24 protein-coding genes are annotated in these 26191 nt (G+C 36.6%); 17 read left to right on the top strand and 7 right to left on the bottom strand.

What is annotated here, in order from left to right; translation table 11 throughout:
• Window positions 1–75: 75 nt before the first annotated feature.
• The 8 genes from BUR19_RS09175 to BUR19_RS09140 all read left to right on the top strand — a co-directional run bounded on the left by BUR19_RS09175 (window position 76) and on the right by BUR19_RS09140 (window position 5888).
• A complete protein-coding gene (locus BUR19_RS09175) occupies window positions 76–441 on the top strand; it encodes a hypothetical protein (protein ID WP_074235031.1) in 366 nt (121 codons plus the stop codon).
• Between the two features lie 109 nt (window positions 442–550).
• Window positions 551–820, top strand: coding sequence for a YHS domain-containing protein (locus BUR19_RS09170; RefSeq protein ID WP_074235030.1), 270 nt, complete (start codon window positions 551–553; stop codon window positions 818–820).
• Complete coding sequence (locus BUR19_RS09165; RefSeq protein ID WP_074235028.1) at window positions 817–1500, top strand: SCO family protein; 684 nt, start codon at window positions 817–819, stop codon at window positions 1498–1500. The genes BUR19_RS09170 and BUR19_RS09165 overlap by 4 nt, the downstream gene beginning before the upstream one ends.
• 29 nt (window positions 1501–1529) lie before the next feature.
• Window positions 1530–2198, top strand: a complete 669-nt coding sequence (locus tag BUR19_RS09160) for a superoxide dismutase (protein WP_074235026.1) — start codon at window positions 1530–1532, stop codon at window positions 2196–2198.
• A 64-nt stretch (window positions 2199–2262) separates the two neighbouring features.
• The gene (locus tag BUR19_RS09155; protein ID WP_074235024.1) at window positions 2263–2619 is read left to right on the top strand and encodes a hypothetical protein; all 357 of its coding nucleotides are present in this window, start codon (window positions 2263–2265) and stop codon (window positions 2617–2619) included.
• Window positions 2620–3041: 422 nt separating this feature from the next.
• Window positions 3042–3863: an MbnP family protein gene (locus BUR19_RS09150; RefSeq protein WP_074235022.1), complete on the top strand. Its 822-nt coding sequence runs from the start codon at window positions 3042–3044 to the stop codon at window positions 3861–3863.
• Window positions 3856–4932 (top strand): cytochrome-c peroxidase, encoded by a 1077-nt coding sequence (locus BUR19_RS09145; RefSeq protein WP_074235020.1) that lies wholly within the window; start codon window positions 3856–3858, stop codon window positions 4930–4932. Before BUR19_RS09150 ends, BUR19_RS09145 begins: the two co-directional genes overlap by 8 nt.
• Window positions 4932–5888 carry a transporter gene (locus BUR19_RS09140; protein ID WP_074235018.1) on the top strand — a complete coding sequence of 319 codons (957 nt, stop codon included), beginning with the start codon at window positions 4932–4934 and terminating at the stop codon, window positions 5886–5888. Before BUR19_RS09145 ends, BUR19_RS09140 begins: the two co-directional genes overlap by 1 nt.
• Window positions 5889–5938: 50 nt before the next feature.
• Here the strand turns inward: BUR19_RS09140 and BUR19_RS09135 are convergent, their stop codons facing one another.
• Window positions 5939–7597 carry a helix-turn-helix transcriptional regulator gene (locus BUR19_RS09135; RefSeq protein WP_074235016.1) on the bottom strand — a complete coding sequence of 553 codons (1659 nt, stop codon included), beginning with the start codon at window positions 7595–7597 and terminating at the stop codon, window positions 5939–5941.
• Window positions 7598–7849: 252 nt separating this feature from the next.
• Here BUR19_RS09135 and BUR19_RS09130 point away from each other — a divergent pair, with 252 nt between their 5' ends.
• Window positions 7850–9598, top strand: coding sequence for a DKNYY domain-containing protein (locus tag BUR19_RS09130; RefSeq protein ID WP_074235014.1), 1749 nt, complete (start codon window positions 7850–7852; stop codon window positions 9596–9598).
• A 186-nt stretch (window positions 9599–9784) separates the two neighbouring features.
• Here BUR19_RS09130 and BUR19_RS09125 read toward each other — a convergent pair whose 3' ends face one another.
• The gene (locus tag BUR19_RS09125) at window positions 9785–10267 is read right to left on the bottom strand and encodes a hypothetical protein (RefSeq protein ID WP_074235012.1); all 483 of its coding nucleotides are present in this window, start codon (window positions 10265–10267) and stop codon (window positions 9785–9787) included.
• A gap of 161 nt (window positions 10268–10428) precedes the next feature.
• On the opposite strand from BUR19_RS09125, the gene BUR19_RS09120 reads away from it, so the two are divergent.
• The gene (locus BUR19_RS09120; protein WP_245799050.1) at window positions 10429–12393 is read left to right on the top strand and encodes a tetratricopeptide repeat-containing sensor histidine kinase; all 1965 of its coding nucleotides are present in this window, start codon (window positions 10429–10431) and stop codon (window positions 12391–12393) included.
• The gene (locus tag BUR19_RS09115) at window positions 12386–13018 is read left to right on the top strand and encodes a response regulator (protein WP_074235008.1); all 633 of its coding nucleotides are present in this window, start codon (window positions 12386–12388) and stop codon (window positions 13016–13018) included. Before BUR19_RS09120 ends, BUR19_RS09115 begins: the two co-directional genes overlap by 8 nt.
• Window positions 13019–13114: 96 nt before the next feature.
• Here BUR19_RS09115 and BUR19_RS09110 read toward each other — a convergent pair whose 3' ends face one another.
• Entirely contained in the window at window positions 13115–13468 is a 354-nt protein-coding gene (locus BUR19_RS09110; RefSeq protein WP_074235006.1) for a hypothetical protein, read from the bottom strand.
• A 195-nt stretch (window positions 13469–13663) separates the two neighbouring features.
• Between BUR19_RS09110 and BUR19_RS09105 the strand changes: the two genes are divergently transcribed.
• Window positions 13664–14212 (top strand): type 1 glutamine amidotransferase domain-containing protein, encoded by a 549-nt coding sequence (locus BUR19_RS09105; protein WP_074235004.1) that lies wholly within the window; start codon window positions 13664–13666, stop codon window positions 14210–14212.
• A 69-nt stretch (window positions 14213–14281) separates the two neighbouring features.
• Here the strand turns inward: BUR19_RS09105 and BUR19_RS09100 are convergent, their stop codons facing one another.
• Window positions 14282–14653, bottom strand: coding sequence for a hypothetical protein (locus BUR19_RS09100; protein WP_074235002.1), 372 nt, complete (start codon window positions 14651–14653; stop codon window positions 14282–14284).
• Between the two features lie 508 nt (window positions 14654–15161).
• On the opposite strand from BUR19_RS09100, the gene BUR19_RS09095 reads away from it, so the two are divergent.
• The 5 genes from BUR19_RS09095 to purH all read left to right on the top strand — a co-directional run bounded on the left by BUR19_RS09095 (window position 15162) and on the right by purH (window position 20151).
• Complete coding sequence (locus tag BUR19_RS09095; protein ID WP_074235000.1) at window positions 15162–15791, top strand: DUF4142 domain-containing protein; 630 nt, start codon at window positions 15162–15164, stop codon at window positions 15789–15791.
• 128 nt (window positions 15792–15919) lie between these two features.
• A complete protein-coding gene (locus BUR19_RS09090) occupies window positions 15920–16456 on the top strand; it encodes an NADPH-dependent FMN reductase (protein WP_074234998.1) in 537 nt (178 codons plus the stop codon).
• A 295-nt stretch (window positions 16457–16751) separates the two neighbouring features.
• Complete coding sequence (purM, locus tag BUR19_RS09085) at window positions 16752–17744, top strand: phosphoribosylformylglycinamidine cyclo-ligase (RefSeq protein ID WP_074235623.1); 993 nt, start codon at window positions 16752–16754, stop codon at window positions 17742–17744.
• 129 nt (window positions 17745–17873) lie between these two features.
• Window positions 17874–18437, top strand: a complete 564-nt coding sequence (purN, locus tag BUR19_RS09080; RefSeq protein WP_074234996.1) for a phosphoribosylglycinamide formyltransferase — start codon at window positions 17874–17876, stop codon at window positions 18435–18437.
• Window positions 18438–18633: 196 nt separating this feature from the next.
• Window positions 18634–20151: a bifunctional phosphoribosylaminoimidazolecarboxamide formyltransferase/IMP cyclohydrolase gene (gene purH / locus BUR19_RS09075; RefSeq protein WP_074235622.1), complete on the top strand. Its 1518-nt coding sequence runs from the start codon at window positions 18634–18636 to the stop codon at window positions 20149–20151.
• A gap of 84 nt (window positions 20152–20235) precedes the next feature.
• Here the strand turns inward: purH and BUR19_RS09070 are convergent, their stop codons facing one another.
• The 3 genes from BUR19_RS09070 to BUR19_RS09060 form a co-directional block, all read right to left on the bottom strand.
• The gene (locus BUR19_RS09070) at window positions 20236–23121 is read right to left on the bottom strand and encodes a T9SS-dependent choice-of-anchor J family protein (RefSeq protein ID WP_074234994.1); all 2886 of its coding nucleotides are present in this window, start codon (window positions 23119–23121) and stop codon (window positions 20236–20238) included.
• 109 nt (window positions 23122–23230) lie between these two features.
• Window positions 23231–24370: a tetratricopeptide repeat protein gene (locus BUR19_RS09065; protein ID WP_074234992.1), complete on the bottom strand. Its 1140-nt coding sequence runs from the start codon at window positions 24368–24370 to the stop codon at window positions 23231–23233.
• Window positions 24371–24372: 2 nt separating this feature from the next.
• On the bottom strand, window positions 24373–25953 hold the full coding sequence (locus BUR19_RS09060; RefSeq protein WP_074234990.1) for a response regulator transcription factor: 1581 nt from the start codon (window positions 25951–25953) through the stop codon (window positions 24373–24375).
• Between the last annotated feature and the right edge of the window lie 238 nt (window positions 25954–26191).

The raw sequence follows: 26191 nt of genomic DNA, 5'->3' as shown, positions 1-26191 counted from the left end.
AAGTTTCAGTAAACTCTTACAATCTACTGTCAAATATCATTTGCTATCTGAGACTAATGCTTTATTTTTGTTGTATTGAAAGCATTCATTTCTATATTCATCATTTTCACAATAGCATTGCGTCCGTTAATGCCATTGGTTGATTATACCGTGAATTACAATTACATCACCAAAAATCTTTGCGAGAACAGAGCAAAAAAAGAAATGAATTGTAAAGGGAAATGCTACTTGGCCAAAGAACTTTCCAAATCTTCTCAGAACTCTGCAAAACAAGACCAATTAAAACTTTCCATATTCTCAGAATTATTTACTGTAGGGAATATTTTCACAGTTTTGAATAATTTAAATTTCAGCTTGGACCATCAAAAACAGAATTCTTATTTAAGTTCATTCTACAATTTCTCATTAGATTCAAGGATATTCCATCCACCGTTGGTTTAATAACATCTGCGAGCTTTTAACTTTAGTCTTTGCGACTTTAAACAGTTAATAGCTAAAAAATATTTGCGCCTTTGCGTTTAAAATTTTATTATTAAATCAACTTCAAAAAATGAAATTCAATATTTTGATGATACTGCTTTCGGTGTCTGCTCTGTCTTGTGCGCAGGAAACACCCAAAGTAAAACAGGTTTCCAAAATGAAACCTAAGACCGACCTCAAAGGAGTGAAAGTCGTGAATGCAGATGACCCGATCTGTCATATGAAAACAGCTGAATTCCTAAAAGATACTGTAAACTATAAAGGAAAAACTTATGGCTTCTGCAGCGACCACTGCAAAAAAGAATTCAAGAAAAGTCCTGTCAAATACGCCCTGAAATGATAAACAGAAAGAAACAGAAGTCTTTTCAGAAAAGCAAACTGATTCTGCCGATAATAGTTTTTGCGGTATTATTTTTGGTCATAGGAATTGGGATGAGCTATTTCAAGAAAAGTCTTTATACGGTAATGAAAGTTCCGGATTTTGCGTTGACTGACCAAAACTCCAAGAAGATTACCAATAAGGATATGCTGGGGAAAGTTTATCTTGTGGAGTTCTTTTACAGCCGTTGTCCCACGATTTGCCCCGTGATGAATTCGAATATGAAATACATCGATGAGCAAATCAACAATAAAGATTTCGGGATTATCTCAATCAGTATTGACCCAACAAATGATACGCCTGAAGTGTTGAAAAATCACGCTAGAATGATTGGTGCTGATTCTCCTAATTGGCATTTTCTATCGGGAGACCGAGATTATATCGGTAACTTAGCGGATATGTTCGATATTTATGTGGGGGACAAAGAAGATGATTCGGAGAGTCTTAATCACAGCGGGATGATTGCTTTGGTGGACAAAGAAGGGAATCTGCGTTGCCGATTCGATGAGAACAATATGCCGATTCTTTATTATTCAGGTTTGAATTACGAAGATGAAGCTGGAACTAAAACAAGTCTGCGAGGAAAGTACCATCCGGACAGGGAAAAATTGATAGAAGATATCAGAAAATTATTAAAATAATAAATGTCTAATTACTAAAAAAAGTTATCATGAAAATCAAGAAAATATTTCTGGCAAGTGCAATTTCTGCAGCGACTTTTGCAGCAGCACAATTCAAGCAAACGCCACTTCCTTATGCTTATAACGCTTTGGAAGGTTCTGTAGATGCACAGACAATGGAAATCCATTATTCAAAGCACGCTGCGGCCTATGTTTCTAATCTTAATAAGGCTATCGCTGGAACACCACTGGAAAAAGAGAGCTTGGAAAAGATTCTTTCCCACGTTTCAAAAGAAAGCCCTGCTGTTAGAAATAATGCTGGTGGACATTACAACCACGAGTTATTTTGGACAGTTTTGACACCTGAGAAAAACACGCAGCCTTCTGCAAAATTAGCAAAAGCAATCAACGATTCTTTCGGTAGTTTGGATGCGTTGAAAGAGAAACTAAGTAAAGCTGGTGCAGACCGTTTCGGTTCTGGTTGGGCTTGGTTAGTGGTGACGGCTGATAAAAAATTAGCGGTTACCTCTTCTGGAAATCAGGACAATCCGTTGATGGATATCGCTGAGGTCAAAGGAACGCCAATCTTCGGAATCGACGTTTGGGAGCACGCTTATTACCTGAAATATCAGAACAAAAGAGCAGATTATTTGGCAGCACTTTGGAATGTTACCAACTGGAAAGAAATCAGCAGAAGATACGAGGAAGCTATTAAATAACAATCTCAATATATCAAGAAAAAGCACAGCTCGTCTGTGCTTTTTAAATCCTCAAAACAGAGTCTTGAAATTAATCTTTAACCTATTACTCGTTTTTTATTTGGTACTCAAACCGGTGTTGCCATTGGTGGAGTATGCGGTTAATTACGATTATATTTCGGATGTTTTGTGTATCAACAAGAAAAAGCCGGAGCTGCATTGCAACGGCAAATGTTACCTCGGAAAAGAACTTGCAAAAAACAGCTCAGAAGATTCCAAATCCAAAAATCCTACACAGAAAATCATCGACTGTTATATTCCGGTTGAGATTTCTGCAGTCAAAACGGTAGGGCAAAGATTTGTTACCAGCCTTACTTTCACATACACCACAGATTATTCTTATCTGTATCTGAAACACGTTTTCAGGCCTCCCATTACTTAGATTTTCAAATTCATTATTAGGGCGATTCCCTCTCCGGCGCTAAAGCAGTTACTCGGGTCGGGCTGTACACTCATACTCCTCGGTCAACGGCTCCGCTTCGCTCCGCCGCTGACCTGTGGGGTAACCGTTACTATCCCTATCGCAGCAGAGCACAAAATTCACATTTCAGCAAAAAATAATCGTCTTTTTAAATTAAAGACAGCAAGAATTATTAGTATTTGACGAAGTCAAACTTTGCGCCTTAAAGCAGAGAATCTTTCAAAAGAACTTGTGCCTTCGTGTTCAACAAAATATTTGACGAAGTCAAACCTTTGTGCCTTAAAACACAGAATTGCTCAAAAACCTTTTGTGCCTTTGTGTTCAAAAACTATACAATTAATAGTTAAACAAATCAACAGTTTAACAACTTAACATCTAAACAAATGAAAATCTATAAACTCTTATCATTACTATTCATTACATTCTTAACCCTTTCATCTTGCAGTAACAGCGATGATGACGATATCCAAGATAACACAACTGGAAGTCTTCAAGTTAAGTTCGAAAACGGTTTCAATAACCTTAGCGATATTGTCCTTAATCAGACAACTCAAACTTCATCCAATGGACAGAAACATCAGTTTTCAACTCTCAAATACATCATCAGCAATATTTCCTTAATCGATGAAAACGGAGCTGAATTCAAGTACAATTACAACAATCCAGACAAAGGTGCTTTTATAATCAATCAGTCTGAAGCGACGGGCGGAATTGTGTATATCAACCTTACCGAAATCCCAAAAGGCAACTACAAGAAAATCAAACTAGGTTTGGGAATCAGTCCGATTGCTTATTTGATTGGTCAGGACGGACAAGGACTGTTCTGGGAAAAAGCCAAACAGGAAGGGATGGCTTGGTCTTGGGCAGCCGGTTACATCTTCACAAAACTAGAAGGTAAATATGGAACCTCTACACCTGATACTGAGTTTATGAACCATTGCGGTAATATGGGCGATACAACAGCCAATGGTACAGCAGATTTATACAGAGAAGTGGTTTTGGATTTACCAACTACAGCCAGAGTGACTAAAGAGATTACGCCTTCTGTACATATCTTGGCAGACTTTAATCAGTACTTGAGCGGAAAAACAACTTTATCGTTAAATACTTCCAACAATATGGCGATGGGAAGCAGTGCGCATTTAGTCAATGTCAGCAATAACCTCATTAATATGTTCAAAGTTGACCACGTTCACAATGATTAATCCGAGTCAACAATTCCAAGGAGGGCGAATACGTTCTCTTTGGATTTTCTTAATTACGCTTTCTTGGATGATAATGTCTTGCGCCAATGAATATGATGGCGAAGTTTTTGAAGAAGACAAAGCTTACAATCTGGAGATTCCTACCAACTTTCCGGCATTGGCATTTGATATCAATAAAAATCCCATAACTGTGAATGGAGTAGCCTTGGGTAAGAAATTATTCTATGAAGGCAAATTGTCCCGTAACAATACCATTTCTTGTGGCTTTTGTCATATTCAGGAGTATGCGTTCACGCACCACGGGCATCCTGTGAGCCACGGTATTGATGATAAATTGGGAATCCGCAACGCACCGGCAATCCAGAATATGGCATTTCTCAAAAACTATACTTGGGATGGCGTGAGCCATAATCTGGATGAGCGTTCTCTGGTTCCGATTACCACAGATTTTGAAATGGACAGTTCTCTGCCCGAAGTCGTTTCAAAGCTGAATGCAGATGCCAATTACAGGAAGCTATTCAAAGCAGCTTATGGCGATGATAATATTACCGGCGAAAGAGTGTTGAAAGCTTTATCTCAGTTTATGGTCACAATGATTTCCGCCGATTCCAAATACGACAGAATGAAAAAAGGTACAGCTTCTTTTACGAATGACGAATCGAAAGGAATGGCATTATTTCAAAACAAATGTGCGAGCTGTCATTCCGGGGAATTGTTTACGGATGAAAGTTACCGGAATACCGGAATGTATTATGATGCACAGTATGACGACCGTGGAAGATACCGCGTAACATTGGATTGGAATGACAATATGAAATTCCGGGTGCCAAGTCTCCGAAATGTAGAATATACTGCGCCATATATGCACGATGGGCGGTTTTATTCTCTGGATGCGGTTCTCAATTTTTATTCGGATAACGTAGAGAATCAAGCCAATCTGGATCCAATTCTGAAACAGAACGGACACATTGGTATCTCAATGACCACTTTGGAAAAACAGTACATCATTGCTTTCCTGAAAACCCTCAGCGATCAGCAATTTTTGAACAACAAACAATTTGCGGAATAATGAAGAAATTTATTTTAATCCTCGTTTTAATTCTTCACAATTCGGCTTTGGCGGCTGAAAAAGACAGTCTGTATATTTCACAATACCAAAATCAGTTACAGAAACTGTCCAAGTATGAAGCGTTCTTCTGTGATGCTTGCGGTTGTGCTGCGGGCAACGGTTCTTCTGGCTTCGAATCTTTACTGAATCCCCAATTCATTGGAATCAAATATTTTGCTCAGCATTATAAAGCCAAAGAAAACCTGTTCACGCAGGATTTGACTCAGAATCAATATTTCAATACCATTCAAGTTTGGGGTAAGATTCCGGTAACTCAGAAATTGAGTATCTATGGAAGTATTCCGTTTCAATTTCATGAGAAGAAGACTTTACAGGGTGATATCAATATCAGTGGAATAGGAGATGCAAACATAATCGGTATTTACGAAATTCTTAAATCCCAAAACGAATACCATCAATTAAACGGTGGATTTGGGATTAAGATTCCATTGGGCAGATTTGATGAGAAAGGCATTACAGGCGTCAATCCCAGTTTCCAGTTGGGAACAGGAAGCTGGGACTATCAACTGGCACTGAGCTACAAATTCCAGAAAAACCTTTTTGCACTAATGCTAAATACAGATTATACCATCAAAACCGAAAACAAAAAACACTACCAGTTTGGTAACCAATGGAATTATGCTGCAACTGGATTTTACAGATTATGGCGCAATGAAAATAGCATCCTTTCTGGGAAGCTAGGATTGCAAGGTGAAGTTTATGATTGGAACAAGCAGTTTGCCGAAGTGATACCAAGAACCGCCGGCAGTGCCTTGTATGGTAAGCTGGGATTTGAAGTGTCTTACAAGAAGTTCAGTCTCGGAAGCGAACTGATGTTACCTGCTTACACCCAACTAGCAGGTGGTGATATCGAAGCCAAATCCAGATTCAGCTTATTTATCAACTTCGGAATTTAATTCATTTTCATTAAAAAAAATACGCTTCAGATCTGAGGCGTATTTTTATTCTAAGCAGTTTCGGCTTCGGTGTGGAACTGCTTGTTTAATTTCTCTATAAAATAGGATGGTGTAACACCTGTTTCTTTTTTAAAGGCAATGACAAAGACCTGCGGAGAAGCGTAACCACACTCTTCTGCAAGATAACTTATTTTATAATCTCTATACATTCGATTCTCATATAACTTTCGGGTAATGTAATCGATTCTTAAACCATTGATATAATTGCTGAAGTTTTTGTTTCTATGAGTATTAATTAATTCAGACAAATATTTCGTATTGGTGTTGAGATGATTAGCCATCCAAGCGAGATTGATATCTTTTTTCAGATACCGATCTGAATTTTCAAATCGTTGTAATTTTTTCAGTAATGTTTTTTGAGTTTCATCAGAAATTACATTTGTATTTTTTACCGATTCTATAGGATTTTCTTCTATCTCAACCTCGTCAGGAAAAATCTCTTTTTGTTCTGTTTTTAATTTATCAATAAGAGCCTGATATTTTTCGTGGAGAATTCGGTTGCTTCTTCTTTTGTAAATAAGGAAACCAATTACAATCAGTAAAATTAAAACGGCAGAAATGATGATAATTTTTTTGATCTGCTTTTCACTGTTGGTTTTTGTTTCGGAAATTATTTTTTTTACCGGAACCTCTACCGCTTCTTTTTCAGCGCTGTTGATGCTGTCATTCAGTTTTGAAAATAGTTCGAGATACTTTTGTGACGTTTCATTCTCCTTAATTCCCAGATAAGATTTTGCCAAGACCATGTAAGTGACTCTTCTGGCATAAGGCAAACTATTGGATTTTTCCAGAGTCAGAACTTTTTGACCATATTCAATAGCTTTTTCATATTCTTTTTTCGTTTTGTATAATTCCATAACAGCCTGGTAGTAATCGATTGTCGTATCTGGATTAATCTCTTCTTTAACATTTTCAAGTAATTTCAATCCCTCCATCAAATAGAATTCAGATAATTTGATATCTCTGCCTTTATTTTTTGAATCGTGATAATATGTTCCCAGATTCATATTGATAGAAATCAACATATCGACCTTTTTGTTTGCAGAGATATCTTTGCTATTATCTTTAACTTTTTGGATTTCTTCTTTGCTTTTTTTAAGATAATATAAAACTTGATAATCATCTCTATTCTGATAATAAGGGGATAAATTGAAATAGATAAAAGACAACTCATAATGTCTGATATCTTCTTCAGGAATCAGTTTTGCATATTTTATGGCTTCTTCAGAATTTTTTAAGCTCTCTTCGTACAATCCTAGTTCATCGTACAATGTTGCTCTTGTTGTATATAACGTTGATAAGGTTTTATAATTTTTCTGTTGAAGTGCTAGATGTATAACAGCGTTAGAAACCTCAAGCGATTTTTTATAATTTCCAACTTGTGCATAGACAAGCATCATATTTTTGGTGGCTGCCAGTTGCCCTTTTTCGCAACCGATAGATTTTGCCAAATCAATAAGTTGCTGAAGTGTCGCTATAGCCTCTTTCGTTTTATTTTCAGAATTCAATTTAATCGCCTTATCCATTAGAGGATCAAATTCTTTATTGTCTGGACACAATATTTTGGCAGCATAGGCGTGGAAGGAAAAACAAATGAACATCAACAAAAAAATAGGACGCTTGATAACAGATGATATATTGATGCTCATTTTTGTATTTTATTGGATTATTATTCAAAAATAAAATTTTATTATGATAAATTCTTAATTAATAATAATTAACTTTCGTTCTTTCTATGATTCAATATCTCGAACCGATAAGTCATCTTATGGCTGCTCAAGTTGTCAATTCAAGTCATTTTTTGATAAGGAAGCTGTATGTAAATGGATGAAATACATAGGCATCAATAGCCTTAATCATTTTTTATTAAATTTGAGAATCAACCACTATAAATAATCTAAATGTTCTATAAATTCCGAATTCTTGTTGGTAGCTTATTGGTTTTGATCCTTGTAGCTTGCTTTGGTATTTTGTATGTCTCCTTATCAAACAAAGCAGAACCTATTACTTACAGCACGCCAAAGACCGATCTCAACAGTGTGTTTTGCACCTACGAAGGCAAAGTTTATGCTGCGGTACCGAGTAATGGCTACTATGAAGTGAAAGGAGCGAATGCTGCTACTTTTAGAACGTTTGAGGATAATTTTAAAGATGCGCACATCGGTTGGGATGGCAAGCATGTATACGCTGGAAATATCATTCTCAAAGACCTTAATCCCCAAAACTTGAAAGCACTTGCCAATAATTATTATACCGACGGCAAAACCACTTACTTCTGCGCCAGAAATTCAGAGCGTAATCAGGAACTAGGCACTATGACAGAGGTGATACAATTGGTTGGGCAAAGTATGGGTATTGCCGAGAAACCGCAAAACTATTGGTATCCTTTTGTTGAGCTTCCAAGAAATCAGGCTTATATTTCCCAGAAGGGGTTTGATATTGGAGGCAATGCACATCAGGCTTTTTTCAAGGGATTGGTGATGCCAAAAGCTGACCCTAAGTCCATCCGTCCGCTAAGCATCCGTTACGTAGATAGACAGGAGCGGGAGAGTACCAGTTATTTTACCGATGGCAAGAATGTGTATTACGAAAACCAATTGCTGCCTGTTGCTTATAATACGGGTCTGCACGAAGTTGGGATAGAAGGTGATGTGCCGTCCAGAAGCGCTTATCTTATTGATGATATTCACGGTATGGTGTATGCAGACGGACATACTTTTGATGTGTCCAAAAAACCTTACAAAATGCTGAGTTCAAACCTGAAACACGCCAATCAGCCACTGTTTAGCAGTCGGAAGGGTATCTATTTCTACAACCCCGAATCTGAAAAAGTAAAACGGGCTGGAGACAATCCATTTGTAGATAATCAGTTCACTCATTTGGCTCCGGATGTTTTTGCTAGTGGTAATAAAGTTTATTTTTTGAGAGCGGCAGAACATTGGGGTAGAAAGACAGGTTTGATAAGCAGATCTACCCATTTGATGGAGCTACAAGATGCGGCTGCATCCGAGTTTAAAAAACTTGACAATGGCGAGAATCCCTACGCTAATATTTGGCAGGCGGGTAAACATTACTTTTATTTTGATAACTTCGGCAGTTCCAGTTTTATGTCTTCAGCAGTATACGAGATCAAAGATGAAGCAACGGTCAGAGCTATGCTTTCCAAATCCGATCTTCGGTATAACGATATCGAGAAACTAAGTCGTTCAGGAGTACTCCAAAGTCCGTCAAGCAGCAAGGTGGTAAGTTCAAGTGTATCTTATAACAGAGATTGGTACCTACCTTATTTATTGATTTTGTGTGGAGGTGGCATCGCAGGTTTAGTAGCTTTCCTGTTGAGAAACAAAAAGATTGCACCTTTCATTTTGAAAGATGGTTATTTGATGTTCAACAACCTGAACTTTAAAAGATACCAACTCATAGAGATTGACAAAGTCGTTTTTTCAGTAGTCAGATCCAACTATCGAAGCAATAGCGGTTACAGTGGCAGAATGCAGATCTTGATGAAAAACGGTGAAAAGAGTTTCAATACCCATTTTTCTACCAAGGTCACACTTCTCTCAGAATCAGAAGAGACAGTTAAAGCTTATATCAAAGAATTGCGAGATCGGTTGGAGAAAGAAGGAGTTAAGACGGAGCTGGTAAGATAGTTCTGTTTAATTAAGCTTATAGTGTATTCTTAATCATTAGTATAAAATAATATAACATTCAAGACATCAAAAACTTACATTAATTAGAGAAACAGATACAAACAAAAAATCCTGAGAACAGTCTCAGGATTTTTATAAAATAAGCGCTTGGTATTAGGAAACCAATGCTATATGTGAGATTTGTGTTTAGAAAGAATACTGTTTTGTAAAATCAGCACCGTCTCCTGTTAAGGTTAGATTCTCGTTAATTTCTACCTTGCTTCCTTTTTCAATTTTGTATTTCACAATCATTGGAGCACCGTAGTTGATGATCTGTACACCATTGGCAAAGGCTCTGATAGGTTCGGTAGTTTCGATTACATAGGTTTTTGTAGCACCTGCAAAGTCATTATCATTTAGGCCAATCGCTGATTCGCCAGTTCTTACTACGCCGTTCACTTTCCAGATATCAGTCTTTGTACCGCCTGTGCCTCCAGCTAAGCTTACAGAGACAAAATCATCGTCTGGATTCACATTTTCAAGTGTTACGGTCACTTTGTAATGGCTGCCTTGACCAATAACCTCGTCCACGATGTCATCATTGTCTTTGCTGCAACTTGTTAATACTGTTCCGAAAGCCATTACAGATAAAAAGCCATAAAGAGCTATTCTGGTGCTTATCTTTTTCATAAAATTATTTTTATAGGTTTGTGAAACGCAAATTTCCGCAGAATGCCTTGGGGAGGCAATCATCATAAACGATGATTTTATTTCTAATGGTTTACCATGATTTTGAGTATGGGTCAGGTATTGCGTTTTTTTTATTTAGATATTTGTGGTATAATTAGGGAATGATGTTCAGAAATACGTTTTTATTACTGGTGTTTTTGTTTTGGGCTGTGGTCTTTAAAGCGCAGCAGCTGATTTCGATAGATGAGGTCAGGTATCTGGATCAGATTAATCATACCATTAAAACAAGTAAGGATGATAGAGTAATTCTGCAAAATTACCTACTGTTATCGGAATATTGGGCACCTACTGACAGTCTGAAAAGCGTTCAGGCTCTGAACATGGTATTAAATTCCCCTAAGAAAAATCTCCTTTCAAAAGGTCTGATAGAATATTACCAAGGGATATTCGCTACCAATCAGGGAAGCAGGACAGATGCTAAGAAACATTATGAACAGGCGGTAAAACTCCTGCAGAACGATAAGAAAAACTCAGGCATCCTGATAAAAGCGTTATACAATGAGGCTTATATCCAGATAGAGGACAAGAGTTATGATTTCTTGGTTAAGGCTTTGACAGAAAAATGCATCCCGCTGAGTGAGAAAACCAACAACAGGGAACTGCTCGCATACAGCTACACCCAGTTGGGATTGACGTTTATGTCGGTAGGACAGTTGGACAAAGCGGAAGAATACCATAAAAAGGCTTTGGAAGTATTGAAGCAGATCCCGAAAGCACAGACGGTTCATCTGATTACCTATCTGAATCTTGTAAGTAACTATTGCTACAAACCCGACAGCAAAACCGCAAAGGTTTATTTGGATAAAGCCAAAACGATGATTCAAAATTATCCTCAGTCCCAGCATTATGCCAATTACTACTATCAGGAGGCGATGTACTATACCACCAAACAGGATTATCCAAAAGCGCTTAACAGTCTGGATGTTGGTGTGAAGATGGCTAAAGCTAAAAATCAGTTGAAGCTTTTGCATCTTTTGTATTTCAGAATGTACAATGTCTATCTGATGCAGAAGGATTATGTTAAAGCCAAGCAACAATTGGAACAAATCCTCAAAGAAAATATATTAAGTAAAGAAGCGCTTAATAGAAGAATTACCTACACGCAACTGGCGGCTGTGAATGATGTTTTGGGTCAATCTAAAGAAGCCTACCAATGGATGAAGAAATCCAATGACTTGGGCGACAGCCTGAATCAGCAAAAGCTTCTACAGAAACTGAATGAATACGAAATCCTGCATAAGACCACAGAAAAGCAAAAGACCATTAATCATTTGGAACAGGAGAAAAAAGAAAATGAGTTGATTGCCAAAAACAAGAACCTGCGTATTACCATCTTAGCTATTGCATTAGGATTAAGTCTCATCATTGCTGTTCTGATTTATTTAACTTACAGAAAACAACAAAAGCTGAATCAGCAAATCAGCATCAGCCATCAGCAAGATCTTGTTCACATAGAAAACGAACGAAAATATGAAGCAACCCAAGCGGTATTGCGGGGAGAAGAGCAGGAGAGACAGCGCATTGCTCAGGATCTCCATGACAGTATGGGCGGGATGTTGGCTAATATCAGAATGTCCATTTCTTCTAATGAGCTTTACCAATCGACTGATATAGTTGAGAAATTAGATAAGTCTATCTCAGAGATGAGAAGAATCTCCAGAAACCTGATGCCTGAGACGCTCAAAAATTTAGGATTTGAAACTGCCTTGAAAGAACTCTGCGAATCGATGATACACAAGCATCTCTCAATTCAGTTTGAAGCGTTTGATGTGTCTGATAAGATTCCTTTCCAGATTCAGTTGGCATTATATCGTATTGCACAGGAAAGCATCAGCAATGTCATCAAATATGCGCAGGCGAACAATGTGATTGTCCAGATCAGCCAGGATGGTGATACCCTTACCTTGACGGTGGAAGATGACGGCGTAGGTTTCGATAAGTCCAAAATCACATACGGATTAGGTTTAAAGAACATAGAGAACCGTGTTCGTCTGATTAATGGAAAAGTAGAGATCCATTCGGCAAAAGGCGAAGGAACAACCATCAATGTAGAATGCCATGTATAACAAACCCCGACTCAATCTGGCTATCGTAGATGACCATCCAATGATTCTGGAAGGTCTTAAATCACTTTTGCAACAAGATAATCAATTCCAAATCTTTTCCTTTACCAAAGGGTCTGCTATTTTGGATTTTATTCAGGAAAACCAAGTGGATGTTGTATTGCTGGATATTGTCCTCAACGATGGCAGCGGTCTTGACTTCTGTAAAAGCATCAAACAGAAACTACCCAACACCATTGTCATTGGCATCAGCAATCAGGCAGAGCGCAGTATCATCTTTCGCTTTCTGGAAAATGGTGGTAATGGTTATATACTCAAAAACGCCAATCCCAAAGAAATCACCGATTGTATAGATAAAGCCATCAATGGTGACTTAGCTTTAAGTAAAGAAGTTCAGGAAATAATGCTCCGTGCTTCCTCAGACAACTTCGAATTGCCCAGATTGACAAAGCGGGAACAGCAGATTCTCTCAGCCATTGCAGATGGTCATACTTCTATTGAGATTGGAGAAAAGTTGTTTATATCAGTTATTACTGTAGAAACCCACCGCAGAAATCTGCTTCAGAAGTTTAAAGCCAAAAATATGATAGAGCTTGTGAAGATAGCAGCCGAAAATAAGCTGATATAATTATAAGTTATGAATGATTAATGCTGTTACTGTAGTTTCAATACATTTCTCTACTCGAACCGGTGAGGTTGCTTTGCTTGGTCCGCAATGACAGATTTAATTCAAAAACTCAGGAGCTGGAATTCTAACACAATATTCACTGCCAAGATATAACGGATTGCCGTGTTTCTCTGACCAGAAGCCATCTAAAGTATTTGGATTGATGAATCGATAGACTGCCACGCCTTTATAGACCTTATCCTCCTCATCCTCATAATTGAAATTGATAACCAGAATATCATCTTTGAAAAAACCACTACCATTTTGGATATGATCGCCAATAGTCCACTTAGCCACAATCCTGTTATTATTGTCAAGACTTAATGTCAATATTCCGTGATAAGCAATCCCATTCTCATCCTGATTGCTGCCTTCAACAGAGTAATTTCCTACCAAATCATTTACTGTCATTTTTTTCTATTAATTGAGTTGCAAAGTTAGCCATAATGCAGTTGTCAATTTGTAATTTAAAAACCGATTTATGCCAATGAAACTAAGAACTCCGTAACCTGCAATCTGATTTAACAAAGTTTTATAATTCTAATTGTCTTTGTCGGCATAATATTTTCCTTACTGTGACCATATTAATCACAAAAAATATTTATTATGTCAAAGCAAATTGCAATACTAGCAACAGATGGCTTCGAAGAAAGCGAATTGAAATCTCCAAAAGATTATCTACAACAGTTTGGGTGGATTACGCATATCGTTAGTCCAAAATCAGGAACTATCAAAGCGTGGGCTGAGAAAGATTGGGGACGAGATTATGAGGTGGATAAAACTTTGGATCAGGTTTCAGCTTCTGATTACGATGCGTTAGTTCTTCCCGGGGGTGTTATCAATCCGGATCAACTGAGAACCAATGATAAGGCTATATCTTTTGTTCAGGATTTCTTTAAACAACATAAACCGGTCGCTGCGATTTGTCACGGTCCGCAAATTTTGATCAATGCAGGTGCTGTAGAAGGTAGAAAGATGACTTCGGTAAACTCTATAAGTGCTGATCTTAAAAATGCGGGCGCTGTTTGGGAAGATAACGAAGTAGTGGTAGATAATGGTCTGGTAACCAGCCGAACTCCGAAAGATTTACCAGCTTTCAATGCGAAAATGGTAGAAGAAATCAAAGAGGGAAAACACGAAGATCAAAATCTTTAATTTTAAAAATAAAAAACTCCTGAAGACTCAATCTTCAGGAGTTTTTTATTATCTGATAATCAACTTTATTTATAAACGAACCTCATGGGTATTAAGCTGATCTAATAATTTCTGTATATTTTCCAGGTCTTTCAACACTTTTTGATAAGAAGCCTTTGCATAGTCGGCAATCGTCGCTTTGGGAGCTTGTATATCATTAGGTTCAAAAACGTGATTGAGTTGCGGTCTATCTACGATTTGATCTTTGTAATCATCAAGACATTCATCTATAACCGCCTTTTTCTTTTTACATTTGAGATGTCTTTTGATTTTCTGCAGGGAACTTATCATATAAGGATTATCGTTATAAGGATTGTTGAAACTCGTGTTTTCCTGCTCTTCTTGATAAACGAAATATGCATTCTCATTACTCGGTTTTAGGTAGTTTTTATCAAATATCATAATGGAAGAGGTATTAATTAAATCAAATAGTAAATTGTATTTGAAAATTAATATCAATTTTAAGACCATAAATAGATTTGGGTAATAATTCGTTTGTTTAAAAGTTACTTTAATAACAATTTGATAAAATGAGCAAAATAATTAAAATTCATCTTCGATAAGCATTAGTAAATCCTTATTGTATTGATTATAAACTATATCAATTAAATTTGATTTAAAATTTCAATTCTAAATCTCATAATTTGGCAAATACTTTGATATGAAAATTTCAAAGAAATCTAGTTCATAGTTTATTAGATTTTTTGATAAGGAGGGCAGCAATGTCCTCTTTCCTGATAATCCATATATTATTTATACTTATCGGGAGAGAAGCAGCTCAAATTTGTTTCTCTCCCTTTTTTTATTTTCAATTGAATTGCGAACAGAATTCATAATGCCTGATCTAAGTAATTATTTGGCAGACAAATTGTTAAGTCAATGTCATTACTCACACTAAATAAATATTATTATGAAAAATTCAATTTTAAGCCTTCTGGCTGTTGTAGCTCTTATGGCCTGCAAGAAAAGTGACACGACAACAATGAACACCACTGGTGATAGCACCGAATTGATGGCTAATGATTCTGCAACAGTCGGCAACGACAGCACAATGATGGTGGCAGATTCGGTTTCTGCAGGAGCTAATAGCAGTGCTACTGCTAATTTAAGTGCACAGGACAAAAAATTTGCTGATGCCGCTGCAAGAGGTGGAATGATGGAAGTGATGATGGGACAGCTCGCTTCTACAAACGCTAACAATGCTACTGTAAAATCTCTAGGAGCAATGATGGTAAAAGATCACAGCAAAGCAAATGGTGAACTGAAGCAATGGGCATCAACAGCTGGTTATACTTTACCAACAAGTCTGGATGCAGAAAAACAGAAAAAATATAATGATCTGAAAGCTAAAAAAGGAGCCGACTTTGATCGTGCTTATGCAGATTTGATGGTCAGCGATCATAAAAAAGATATTGCAGAATTCAAAGAAGAAGCGTCTAAAGGAACGGAATCTTCGCTTAAATCTTTTGCTGGTAAAACGGTTTCAACATTGGAACATCACTTGATGGAGTCTGAAAAAGCCAAAGCTGCTGTCAAATAGAATATCTTATCAAAAGTTATGTTGAAAATTGAGTATCTGATGCTCAATTTTTTTATTCTAAAAACTAACCTACATCAATCCATTTTCGGTTTAAAGTCTCTACATTTGCCGCTTTAAAATTTATACTTATGAAAATATTAGCTTTTGCAGGAAGCAATTCCAGAGAATCCATCAATAAGATATTAGTAGAATACACAGCAAAACAATTCAATGGCGCTGAAGTAGAAGTTCTTGATTTGAACGATTACGAGATGCCAATCTTCAGTGTGGACAGAGAAAAGCACGACGGTATTCCGACTCTGGCGTTAAGATTTGCCGAGAAAATAGATGCGACAGATTTGTTGATTATAGCTTTGGCAGAGCATAATAGTTCTTACACAGTAGCTTTTAAAAATGTATTCGACTGGGTTTCCAGAATCAAAGACAGAAAACATTTCGGCGAAAAACCTGTATTTGTTTTAGCTACAGCAACCGGCCCTGGTGGTGGAAGACACGTGGTTGCAGCATTTGAAGCAAGAGCTAAATCCAGTGGTGCAAACGTGCTTCAAAGTTTCTATTTGCCTAAGTTCAAAGAGACTTTTGATATCGAAAAAGGGATTGTGGATGAAGAAAAGAATGCTGAGTTTCAGGAGAAATTATCTATTGTTAAAAACTTTTTTGGATAACATTTTGGAATGTTGTGTTAAGAATGCTTAACTTTGCAACAAAGAAAAATGAAATTTAATCCGATGAAAATCCCACAAGTTCATTTCCAACAGTATTCTGATTCTTGCAAAGAGAATTACAATAACACCTCCGAACTTGTGAGTTAAAATAACGGCCGACATATCTCTAAGATTGTCGGCTTTTTTATTTGATAAAATTGAAAAGTAAAGTTTGAAATAAATCTAATGAATTCTAAGATTCTTTCAGGTGTCAAAGCTTGGAAGAATCGAAAGAATCGCAATTCTGAAAGTAAAAATGAGCAATACCTATAAATCAGCCGGTGTAGATAAGGAAGAAGGTTACAAAACCGTTGACAAAATCAAATCTGCCGTTGCAGAAACCCATAACAAAAATGTTCTGAACAATCTGGGAAGCTTCGGAGCGTTTTACGAAATAGCCGGTTACAAAAATCCGGTTCTGGTTTCCGGAACAGATGGTGTAGGAACCAAACTGAAAGTAGCTTTGGATTCCAAAAAATACGATTCTATTGGTATCGACTGTTTTGCAATGTGTGCCAATGATATTCTTTGTCACGGCGCAAAACCATTGTTTTTCTTAGATTATCTAGCTTGTGGTAAATTAGATTCAAACATCGCTGCAGAAATCGTTCTAGGTATGGTGGATGCCTGCAAAGATAACAATTGCGCTTTGATTGGGGGCGAAACTGCAGAGATGCCGGGGATGTATCAGCCGGGCGATTACGATGTAGCTGGATTCTGTGTAGGAATTGTAGAGAAAGACCAGATTATTGACGGTTCAAAAATCAGAAAAGGAAACAAAATCATTGCAATTCCAAGTTCTGGATTTCATTCCAACGGTTTTTCATTGGTAAGAAAGATTTTCCCAAATTTCGAAGAAGAATTCGAAGGAAAACCATTGTATGAGACTTTGCTTGTACCGACAAGATTATATTACAAAGACATTCACAAAGTTTTGGAAGAAGTTCCGGTTTACGGGATTGCGCACATCACAGGAGGCGGATTGTACGAGAATGTTCCGAGAATCATTCCGGAAGGACTTCGCGCCACTATCGATGAATCTAAAATCAAAGTTCCAACGGTGATGTTAGAATTAGAAAAACGAGGAAACATTGATAGAAAAGAAATGCACGGGACTTTCAATATGGGTGTAGGGATGGTTTTGGTGACCGATGAGAATCACGTTGACAAAATCCTTGACCTTTTGGAAGATGCTTATGTTGTAGGCGAAATAACAGAAGGGAGCGAGAAAATCGATTTAAAATTTTAGGAGCTATTTCCCGCTATCCGCTATATCTTTTTTGTTTTACGACGATTTGTCATCAGTAGAAATTTACAAGAAAAAACAAAAAAGGATGCCGCTACTATCGGGGCTAGTGAGTAGAGGACAACATAAAAAATGAAGAACATTACCATTTTAATTTCAGGTTCAGGAACCAATCTTCAAAGAATCATTGACTGCATCGACAACGGCGAAATCCGAAATGCAAAAATGAATCTGGTAATTGCAGACAGAGAATGTTTCGGATTAGAAAGAGCAGAAAAACATAATATCCAGACTCAATTAATCAAAAGAGGAAGAGACTTTTCTGAAAACTTAGAAAAAGCAATTCCAGAAAATACAGATTTGATTGTCCTGGCTGGTTTTCTATCCATTTTGAAACCTGAGTTTTGTCAAAAATGGGAAGGTAAGATTATTAATATTCATCCGGCGTTGTTGCCAAAATTTGGAGGAAAAGGAATGTGGGGACATCACGTTCACAATGCCGTGATTGAAGCTGGAGAAAAAGAAAGTGGAGCAACCGTCCATTTTGTGACTTCGGGAATCGATGAAGGGGAGATTATTATGCAGGGAAAATTTAATGTTGATGAAAATGATACAGCAGAAACATTAGCTCAAAAAGTTCATCAAATTGAATATGATATTTTCCCGAAAGCCATTGATTTGGTTCTTAATAAATAGAATTAATTTAGTTAAAGTAAAAATGATATTTTAATTCGTAAATTATTTTAATGTAATGATTTATGAATTTTAATTAAAATTAACTTTAATTAATAAAAGATAAAATCTAAAGTAAATAAAAAGTAAATCCGGAGGTGAAAGAACCGGTAAATCACAGTTTGAATAAAACTGTAAAAAGTAAAATTTGAAAGAAAAAATGAGTAAAAAGAGAGCACTTATCAGCGTATCTGATAAAAGCGGTTTGGTAGATTTTGCCAAATTTTTGGAAGCTAACAATTATGAATTGATTTCCACAGGTGGTACTTTCAAACATTTGAAAGAAGCTGGACTTAATCCAATCCAAATTGATGAAGTAACCGATTTTCCGGAGATGCTGGACGGAAGAGTGAAAACGCTTCATCCAAAAGTTCACGGCGGATTGTTGGCAGTTCGTTCCAACAAGGAACATATGAAAACAGTTCAGGATTACGAAATCGGACTGATTGATATGGTGATTGTGAATCTTTATCCGTTTTTTGAAAATGTGAACAAAGATATTTCTCTTCACGAAAAAGTAGAATTCATTGATATTGGTGGTCCTTCTATGTTGCGTTCTGCAGCTAAAAATTTCAATTCGGTAACAGTTTTGACAGATGTTAATGATTATGAAGTTGTTCAAAACGAAATGTCTGCCAACGGAGATTCAACAATCGAAACCAGAAAAAAATTGGCTGGAAAAGTATTCAATCTGACTTCTGCGTACGATGCAGCAATTTCCAGAATGCTTTTGGATGAGGAATATCCGACTTACCTGAACGCTTCTTACAAAAAGGTTTCAGACCTGCGTTACGGCGAAAATCCTCATCAGTCTGCCGCTTATTACACTTCGACTTTTGAAAATGGCGCAATGAAAGATTTTGAGATTTTGGGAGGTAAAGAATTGTCTTTCAATAATCTTCGCGATATGGATTTGTGTTGGAAAGTGGCTAACGAGTTCAAAGAAGAATTGGCTTGTTGTGCTGTAAAACATTCTACCCCTTGCGGTGTTGCAGTTGGAACTACAGCTTTGGAAACTTACACAAAAACCTTCGAATGTGACCCGATTTCCATCTTTGGAGGAATCATCGGAATGAATTATAAAGTAGATGCGGCAACGGCTGAGGAACTCAACAAAACTTTCCTCGAAATCGTGATGGCAACAGACTTTGACGAAGATGCTCTGGAAATTCTTAGAAAAAAGAAGAACCTTAGAATCATCAAAATCAAAAACAATGTTACTGACAAACAGGTTTGGGTAAAAATTGATGGCGGAATGCTGGTTCAGAATGCAGACGACCAATTCTCAGAAGATATCAAATTGATGACAGAAACGGCTCCGACGGAAGAACAAAGAAAAGCTTTGTTGTTCTCTCAAAGAGTTGTTAAATATGTGAAATCCAACGCAATTGTTGTATCAAATGGCGTTCAGGCCATCGGAATAGGTGGAGGACAAGTGAACAGGATTTGGGCAACGCAACAAGCAATTGAAAGAGCAAAATCGAAATTCGATGGTGAATTGGTTTTGGCTTCGGATGCCTTTTTCCCTTTTAGAGATGTGGTAGATTTCTGTGCGCAGGAAGGTATTAAAGCGATTATTCAACCCGGCGGAAGTATGAAAGATAATGACTCTATTGAAGCGGCAAATGAACATAAAATCCCGATGTTATTTACAGGAATGAGACATTTTCTGCATTGATATATTATTGAATTTTCAATTCATTTAAAAAAAACACTCCCAACTGAAATTCAGTTGGGAGTTGTTTATTATGGTTATTAGTTCTTATTTCTTAATCACCTTGAATGATTTCACATTAGATACTGTTTTCACATTCACAATATAGACACCGGAAGGTAAATTTCTCATGTCTACTTTAGCTGTTTTAGTGCTTGTCTTTTCAGACTTAACCACGCTTCCTGCAAAGTTGTAAATGGTAATATTCTCAATCGTGTCGCCATTCATTTTGACTGTCAGATTATCAACAACAGGGTTTGGATAATATTGAAGTCCGTCATCTTTGTTATTATCTGCGGTTCCAAGCTTCTCTTCAACTTTGACTATGAAACTACAAGTGTCAATAATTTCACCATTGAAAATCAGATTGTGCTTAACCGTTGTTTCTCCGACAGGAAAAATTGCGCCTGAAGGTAAGCCTTGTGCCAATACTGAAAATACACCCGTTGGAGAAGTTACGCAAGCAAAGTTTAAACTGTAATTCACTACTGCACCAATATTTCCCGGATTAGTATTGATGTTTAAGTTTCCAGGACAAGTATATTTGCAGGTAGGTGCGTTTGGCATTCCAACCAGGTAAACTTGGACGTCATCAATTAATGCTGATGTTCCCTTGGCAGCCAAGGAATTGAATCCTAAATAATAAACACCTGAACTGGAGGGTGTAAATGATAAAATTGCCTCGTCATACTTATCATTGCTAATATTTTTGCTCCAAATAATGTTATTTTTTTGAACAAATGCATAAGCCTTATCCGCAATACTAAAAGTTAATGGAACATTGTTACCTAATGATCTGTATTTAAATTTGATTAAGATTTCTTTTCCAGCTTGCAGATTTAAACCTCTTGAGAAATACCAGGAATTAGCATTAAAGTAATAGTTGAAATTTTGAATCGCATTAAACTCTCCTTCCAAAGGATACGTTGAGTCAATCAACCACTCATTATTTCGTGATATCGATTGTGTGATCCATTCATCATCAGTCTCAAACCCGTATTTATAAGGCAAATTGACCGCTGACCCAGGATTTGGTAAAGTTTTAAAATAAACAGGACCAGACCAAGAACTATAAGTATTTTCTCCACAATTAGATCTTACATAAACTTCGTAAGCTGTTTCCGGAGATAAATCTTCTACGTGAGTCTGAGTGATGCTGACAGCTGTACCGGAAGATGGTAAACCAGTTCCTATTGGCTGCACCACATATTCATAACCATTCGAAGGTGCTGTCAAGAAATCCCAGGTCAAATCTACAGTTGTCTGTCCATAATTGGCAACAACATTAGAAGGTTTTGCACAGCTTGGGCAAGAAGCAATGATTGGCGTGCTGATACTTTGCTCGGTTGCACTTCCAACAATATTTCCATTAGAGTCCAGAATTTCATAGCTGGTTTCGTCACCACTGTGGCTTCCGCCGTTCCAGACTGTAGTAATGGCATCGCCAGAATTGATTTTGAAAGTAAAATCCAAAACGTCACCAATCGGTAATGTCTGATCTGTAAAAACAGCGTCGCCGTTCACATACAGATTCATTGTATTATTGTTCCAGCCGTCTCCTTCAGAATCTTTTAGACGAAGAATATACTCACAAGGTGAAGATTCTTTGTCTGAGACTTTTACATTGTCAAACATCAGGTAACCATAATTGGCATCTGAATACGCTTGATAGCCTAAATAATAAATACCATTTTCAGGAACTGTAAACGTTATATTAGCAGTGTTGTAAGTTGTGCTTTGGATAAAATCATTATTCCAGATCTCGACAGAGTTTGCAGAAGGGAAAGGGTCTTTGCTTATAACCACTTTCATTTTTTGCGGATAATATTCGTCCTGACTAGATTTGTAGTCAAACTGTAAAGTAATTTCCTTACCTCCCGGAAGATTAATTCCTCTGGAGATAACCCAGGCGTCGGAAATATTTTCGCTGTCATCGTGCATTAAATAGTTTTTTCCGTCAGATGGACCATACAGTCCTCCAGGGCCTGAATCAAAATCACCTTTTACCCAAGGCTTTCCAACTGATGGTTCAAGGAGTGTCCAACGGCTATCGCCTTCAAAACTTTCATTATATGGCAGATTTACAGGAGCTGCTGTTGTGGCTGGATAGGTTTTGAAAACAACAGGACTGGACCATTTTCCATAAAGTGAGCCTGCTTCGCAAACAGATCTTACGTACAGTTCATATTGAGTCGCTGGCTGTAAACCTTCAGCAGTTACAGAGAGACCTTGTGCTGGAGTGCCCGGCTCAGTAGGAATACCTGATCCCGGCGTTTTAATCACATACTCAAATCCTGCACCGGGCGTTGAAGCACTTTCCCAAGAAATGTTTGCTGTAGTCTGACCCGGAACTGCTTTTACGTTTACGGGTTTCGGACATAACTCTTCGTATAGATTAATATTATCCAAACTAATATATCCCATATTAGGATCCGGATAAAAGTAAAAAGCCAGATAATATGTACCGGTTTCAGAAACTTCGAATGTCTTGTGTGCATTCTGATAAGTATTGATCTGAATGTTTTCGTTAACCCATAATTCTGTCGAATTGTCAAGAACAGGAATTGGTTGTTGTTTCAATACCACTTTTAATTTAACCGGAAAAAGAGTATTCAGACTGGATCGGTAATCGAAATCCAGTGCAATAGTATGACCGGCTTCAATCTTGATCCCTTTCGAGATGAGCCATGCTGATCCTCCGTTTTCGAAGTCGCTCTGGGCTCTTGCATAATACTGGCCTTGTGAAGGACCATAGACTGTGCTGGTTTCATCAGAAAATTCCCAGGGAGTTCCAGGACCTGACATCATTTTGTACCAATAATTTTGTTCCGTTTCCGTTTCAAAGCTGTTGGAGTACGGAAGCGATACCGGATCCGATTGTCCAAAAGTGAACAGAAAACTCAACAAAGAAAAAAAAGTTAACGCTTTGTTCATATATTTCATTTTGCAACAAACATAGAACAGAAGCCTGATGATTCCTATTGTTATGCTTTAAAAATGAAGAAATATTCGGTGTTTTTGAAAGAACTTTGCGATATTGTGATCAGGAAAAAGTATTATCGTCTTTTGAAATTTGCTTTTTTAGTTTTGCAATTTTGACTTTGGTCTGGATGATCTGGTAAATAATTAAAACAATCAGGATAGCAAGAATGGAGATGATCCAGTATTTACTGCTATTGTCGTTGTCCGAATTTTCCTCAGCAGTTTTTTTAACAATAATTTCATTGACTGATTGTCTTTTTGCGTTGCTGTCCGTACTTGTTTTTTGCTTATAAAAATTAAGATACAATCTGTGATTTTCTATGTCGTTTAGAGCGTAATAGTTTTCAGAAATATATTTGTATACTTCTGGATTTGCATTTTCTATTTTGTTGGATTTTAAAATCTGAATGGCTTTATCAAATTCTGTTTTGGCTTTTGTATAATCTTTTTGCAGATAAAGAATTCGACCAAGTCCTGCACGACTTTCTGCATTCAGTAAATCATAATTTCCGTTGAAAGTATATTGTAAAGAATTTTCAAATGAGCCTTTCGCTTCTTCTAACTTATTCTCTTCCAGATAACAGCTTCCAATTTCGTTGTAAATATCTGCAATGGAAAACCTAAGCATTTCCCGATTCTTCAAGGCGGAGATATAAACTTCAAGGGCTTTGTTATAATAAGTTTTAGCAAAATCACATCCCAATTCCTCTCGATATATCAAAGCTTTGAGATAGAGAATGTTGCCTTTATAAAATTTCAAATCGTCGGGCAAAGGATGTTTTTCTATCAGTTCATAAGCTTCGTCTGCGTAATATTTGGCTTTGCTGTAGATATTGAGATTATGATATTTTTCACCAATGAATCCCGCCACTTGAATTTGTGTAGGATAGTCATTAATTTTCTGAGAAATTTCTCTTGTTTTAAAAGCATACTCAATGGCTTTTTCATATTCTTTTTTTACAGAATAGCTGCTGCCGATAATGGTGAGAATAGAAATTTCCATTTTGGGATTTCCCCTGTATTTTTTATAGAGTTCGGTTCCTAACTTTATCACTTTGTCAGGATTAGAATTCATCATCAGGAAAAGCGAATCTAAATGAGGATCAACGTTCTTTTGCGCTGATAAAGTCTGTAAATCAACTACAAAAAGAAGAATCCAGACTAAAATAACTTTGTTTATTTTTTGGAAAAGGCTTTTCATAATCAATGGGTTAAGGAAACTTCTTTTTTGATAAAACTGATAAATTCTTTTGGCGGAATTCCTGTAACGGCTTTAAAAACAGTTGAAAACGAAGTATGGGAAGTAAATCCGCTTTCCTCAGCAAGATAGCTTATTTTGTAGTTTAGAAAAGCTGGCTCGTTTCTCAGTTTGTTGATAATGTAGTTGACTCTTAGTTCATTAATATAAGAATTGAAATTCTTTTGCTTGTGTTTGTTTACAATTTCAGAAAGATATCTTGTGTTGGTGTCAAGCTCTTTTGCCATAGACTGGAGCGTGAGACTTTTCTTGGTAAAGTTTGTTCCATTTTCAAAAGCCAGTAGTTTCTCTAATAGAATCTGCTCCGTTTTTTCAGGGATAAACTGTGGTGTTTTAGAAACTTCTTCTACAGATTCAGTTTTAGGAACAAGCATTTGTGACTTTTGTTGCTTGTTTTTCAGCTTTTTGATATATTCCTTATAATTGTTGTAATTCTGCTTTGTCCTGAACCTAAACCAGAATACAAGACCAAGAATTATAATAGCAAAACAGATCACCCAGATCAAAATATGATTAGTTTTATATCTTTGATTATCTTTGACTTTCAAATCATTTTCAGTGAGTGAAAGTATCAAATCACTTGCTTTTTGCTGAGATAAAATGATAGATTCATTCAGTTCAAGATATTTTAAATTATGGAATTGATATTTGGAGTTATCACCTTCTGACAAATAAAAATCAGCCAAAAATTGATGAATATTCTTTTTCAAAACCACATCATAAACTTTTTCCGATGATGCAAGAAGTTGATGAACTTCGCTGAGATATTGTTGTTTGTTTTTCTTACCAAAATTGGCTTTTGCGCGTTCCAACTCTGCATAGGCCAGATAATTTTCCCCTAGGCCAGATTCTAAAGAAAATTGTAACGATTTCCCGGCATATTTTGCAGAATCATCCCATTGTTTTATGATTCCATATGTTTTTGCCAATTGATTGTAAGCTTTTGAAATTGGATACTGAAATTGGTGAGAATATATTTCAAGAAGTCTTTCATCAAAGACTTTTATCGCTTCATCATATTTTTTTTGTTCATAAAGCAGTGCAGATTTTGCCGTAAGAAAATCGATATACAGGCTTGTTTTATTCGGATTTTCAGTAGCATTATGATTGATTTTCTCTTCAACAAAATTTAGTTTTTCTTCAGCTTTTGGAATGATTCCTAATTTCCTGTAAAGTTCGCTCAAGATAAGATTGGTTCTTAAAACTGCTGGGGAATCATCATTTTCGGAATTTAAATGTAGCGACTCCAGAAGTGCGTTTAATGCCACAATGTAATTTCCCTGCAAGATTTGTGCTTCAGCTTTTAGATTCAAAGCTTTAGAACGTTCTTCATCGGAATCTGCGTTGATAGAGAGATATTCGGAAACAGTTATGGTTTTTTCCGGATGAGCATACAGGTTTTTCGCTGCATTTTTATAGATATCATCGTCATCAAACTGTTTCTGAGAAAACATCAGATTGGCACAAAACAACATGAACAGAACAATCAATTGATTGGTGCAGAAAATCTTTCGTTTCAAAAACATACGCCTTAATATCATTACAGTGAAGATATAATTTACAAATATAAGGTCACAATCGCTAATTATTTATCATGATTAGGTGATATTTTTATTAATTATGAAGTGATGTTGATACTACTGTTTAATTTTTAGGATTTTATAGATGTGAGTCTTGATTTAAAAATAATACAGGATGACAAAATTTAGCTTTAAAAGTCATTCAAAAATCGAAATAATATTTACTTTTGGGACAAATTCTGGA

The sequence above is a fragment of the Epilithonimonas zeae genome (assembly GCF_900141765.1).
In the GTDB taxonomy this organism is placed as follows: Bacteria; Bacteroidota; Bacteroidia; order Flavobacteriales; family Weeksellaceae; genus Epilithonimonas; species Epilithonimonas zeae.
This window is presented reverse-complemented; position numbering and strand designations above follow the sequence as displayed.

Bases quoted from the DNA above. Each gene is read 5' to 3' on its own strand.
- BUR19_RS09170 (WP_074235030.1), top strand. From the start codon at position 551: ATGAAATTCAATATTTTGATGATACTGCTTTCGGTGTCTGCTCTGTCT.
- BUR19_RS09165 (WP_074235028.1), top strand. From the start codon at position 817: ATGATAAACAGAAAGAAACAGAAGTCTTTTCAGAAAAGCAAACTGATT.
- BUR19_RS09160 (WP_074235026.1), top strand. From the start codon at position 1,530: ATGAAAATCAAGAAAATATTTCTGGCAAGTGCAATTTCTGCAGCGACT.
- BUR19_RS09150 (WP_074235022.1), top strand. From the start codon at position 3,042: ATGAAAATCTATAAACTCTTATCATTACTATTCATTACATTCTTAACC.
- BUR19_RS09145 (WP_074235020.1), top strand. From the start codon at position 3,856: ATGATTAATCCGAGTCAACAATTCCAAGGAGGGCGAATACGTTCTCTT.
- BUR19_RS09140 (WP_074235018.1), top strand. From the start codon at position 4,932: ATGAAGAAATTTATTTTAATCCTCGTTTTAATTCTTCACAATTCGGCT.
- BUR19_RS09135 (WP_074235016.1), bottom strand. From the start codon at position 7,597: ATGAGCATCAATATATCATCTGTTATCAAGCGTCCTATTTTTTTGTTG.
- BUR19_RS09130 (WP_074235014.1), top strand. From the start codon at position 7,850: ATGTTCTATAAATTCCGAATTCTTGTTGGTAGCTTATTGGTTTTGATC.
- BUR19_RS09125 (WP_074235012.1), bottom strand. From the start codon at position 10,267: ATGAAAAAGATAAGCACCAGAATAGCTCTTTATGGCTTTTTATCTGTA.
- BUR19_RS09120 (WP_245799050.1), top strand. From the start codon at position 10,429: ATGATGTTCAGAAATACGTTTTTATTACTGGTGTTTTTGTTTTGGGCT.
- BUR19_RS09115 (WP_074235008.1), top strand. From the start codon at position 12,386: ATGTATAACAAACCCCGACTCAATCTGGCTATCGTAGATGACCATCCA.
- BUR19_RS09110 (WP_074235006.1), bottom strand. From the start codon at position 13,468: ATGACAGTAAATGATTTGGTAGGAAATTACTCTGTTGAAGGCAGCAAT.
- BUR19_RS09105 (WP_074235004.1), top strand. From the start codon at position 13,664: ATGTCAAAGCAAATTGCAATACTAGCAACAGATGGCTTCGAAGAAAGC.
- BUR19_RS09100 (WP_074235002.1), bottom strand. From the start codon at position 14,653: ATGATATTTGATAAAAACTACCTAAAACCGAGTAATGAGAATGCATAT.
- BUR19_RS09095 (WP_074235000.1), top strand. From the start codon at position 15,162: ATGAAAAATTCAATTTTAAGCCTTCTGGCTGTTGTAGCTCTTATGGCC.
- BUR19_RS09090 (WP_074234998.1), top strand. From the start codon at position 15,920: ATGAAAATATTAGCTTTTGCAGGAAGCAATTCCAGAGAATCCATCAAT.
- purM (WP_074235623.1), top strand. From the start codon at position 16,752: ATGAGCAATACCTATAAATCAGCCGGTGTAGATAAGGAAGAAGGTTAC.
- purN (WP_074234996.1), top strand. From the start codon at position 17,874: ATGAAGAACATTACCATTTTAATTTCAGGTTCAGGAACCAATCTTCAA.
- purH (WP_074235622.1), top strand. From the start codon at position 18,634: ATGAGTAAAAAGAGAGCACTTATCAGCGTATCTGATAAAAGCGGTTTG.
- BUR19_RS09070 (WP_074234994.1), bottom strand. From the start codon at position 23,121: ATGAACAAAGCGTTAACTTTTTTTTCTTTGTTGAGTTTTCTGTTCACT.
- BUR19_RS09065 (WP_074234992.1), bottom strand. From the start codon at position 24,370: ATGAAAAGCCTTTTCCAAAAAATAAACAAAGTTATTTTAGTCTGGATT.
- BUR19_RS09060 (WP_074234990.1), bottom strand. From the start codon at position 25,953: ATGTTTTTGAAACGAAAGATTTTCTGCACCAATCAATTGATTGTTCTG.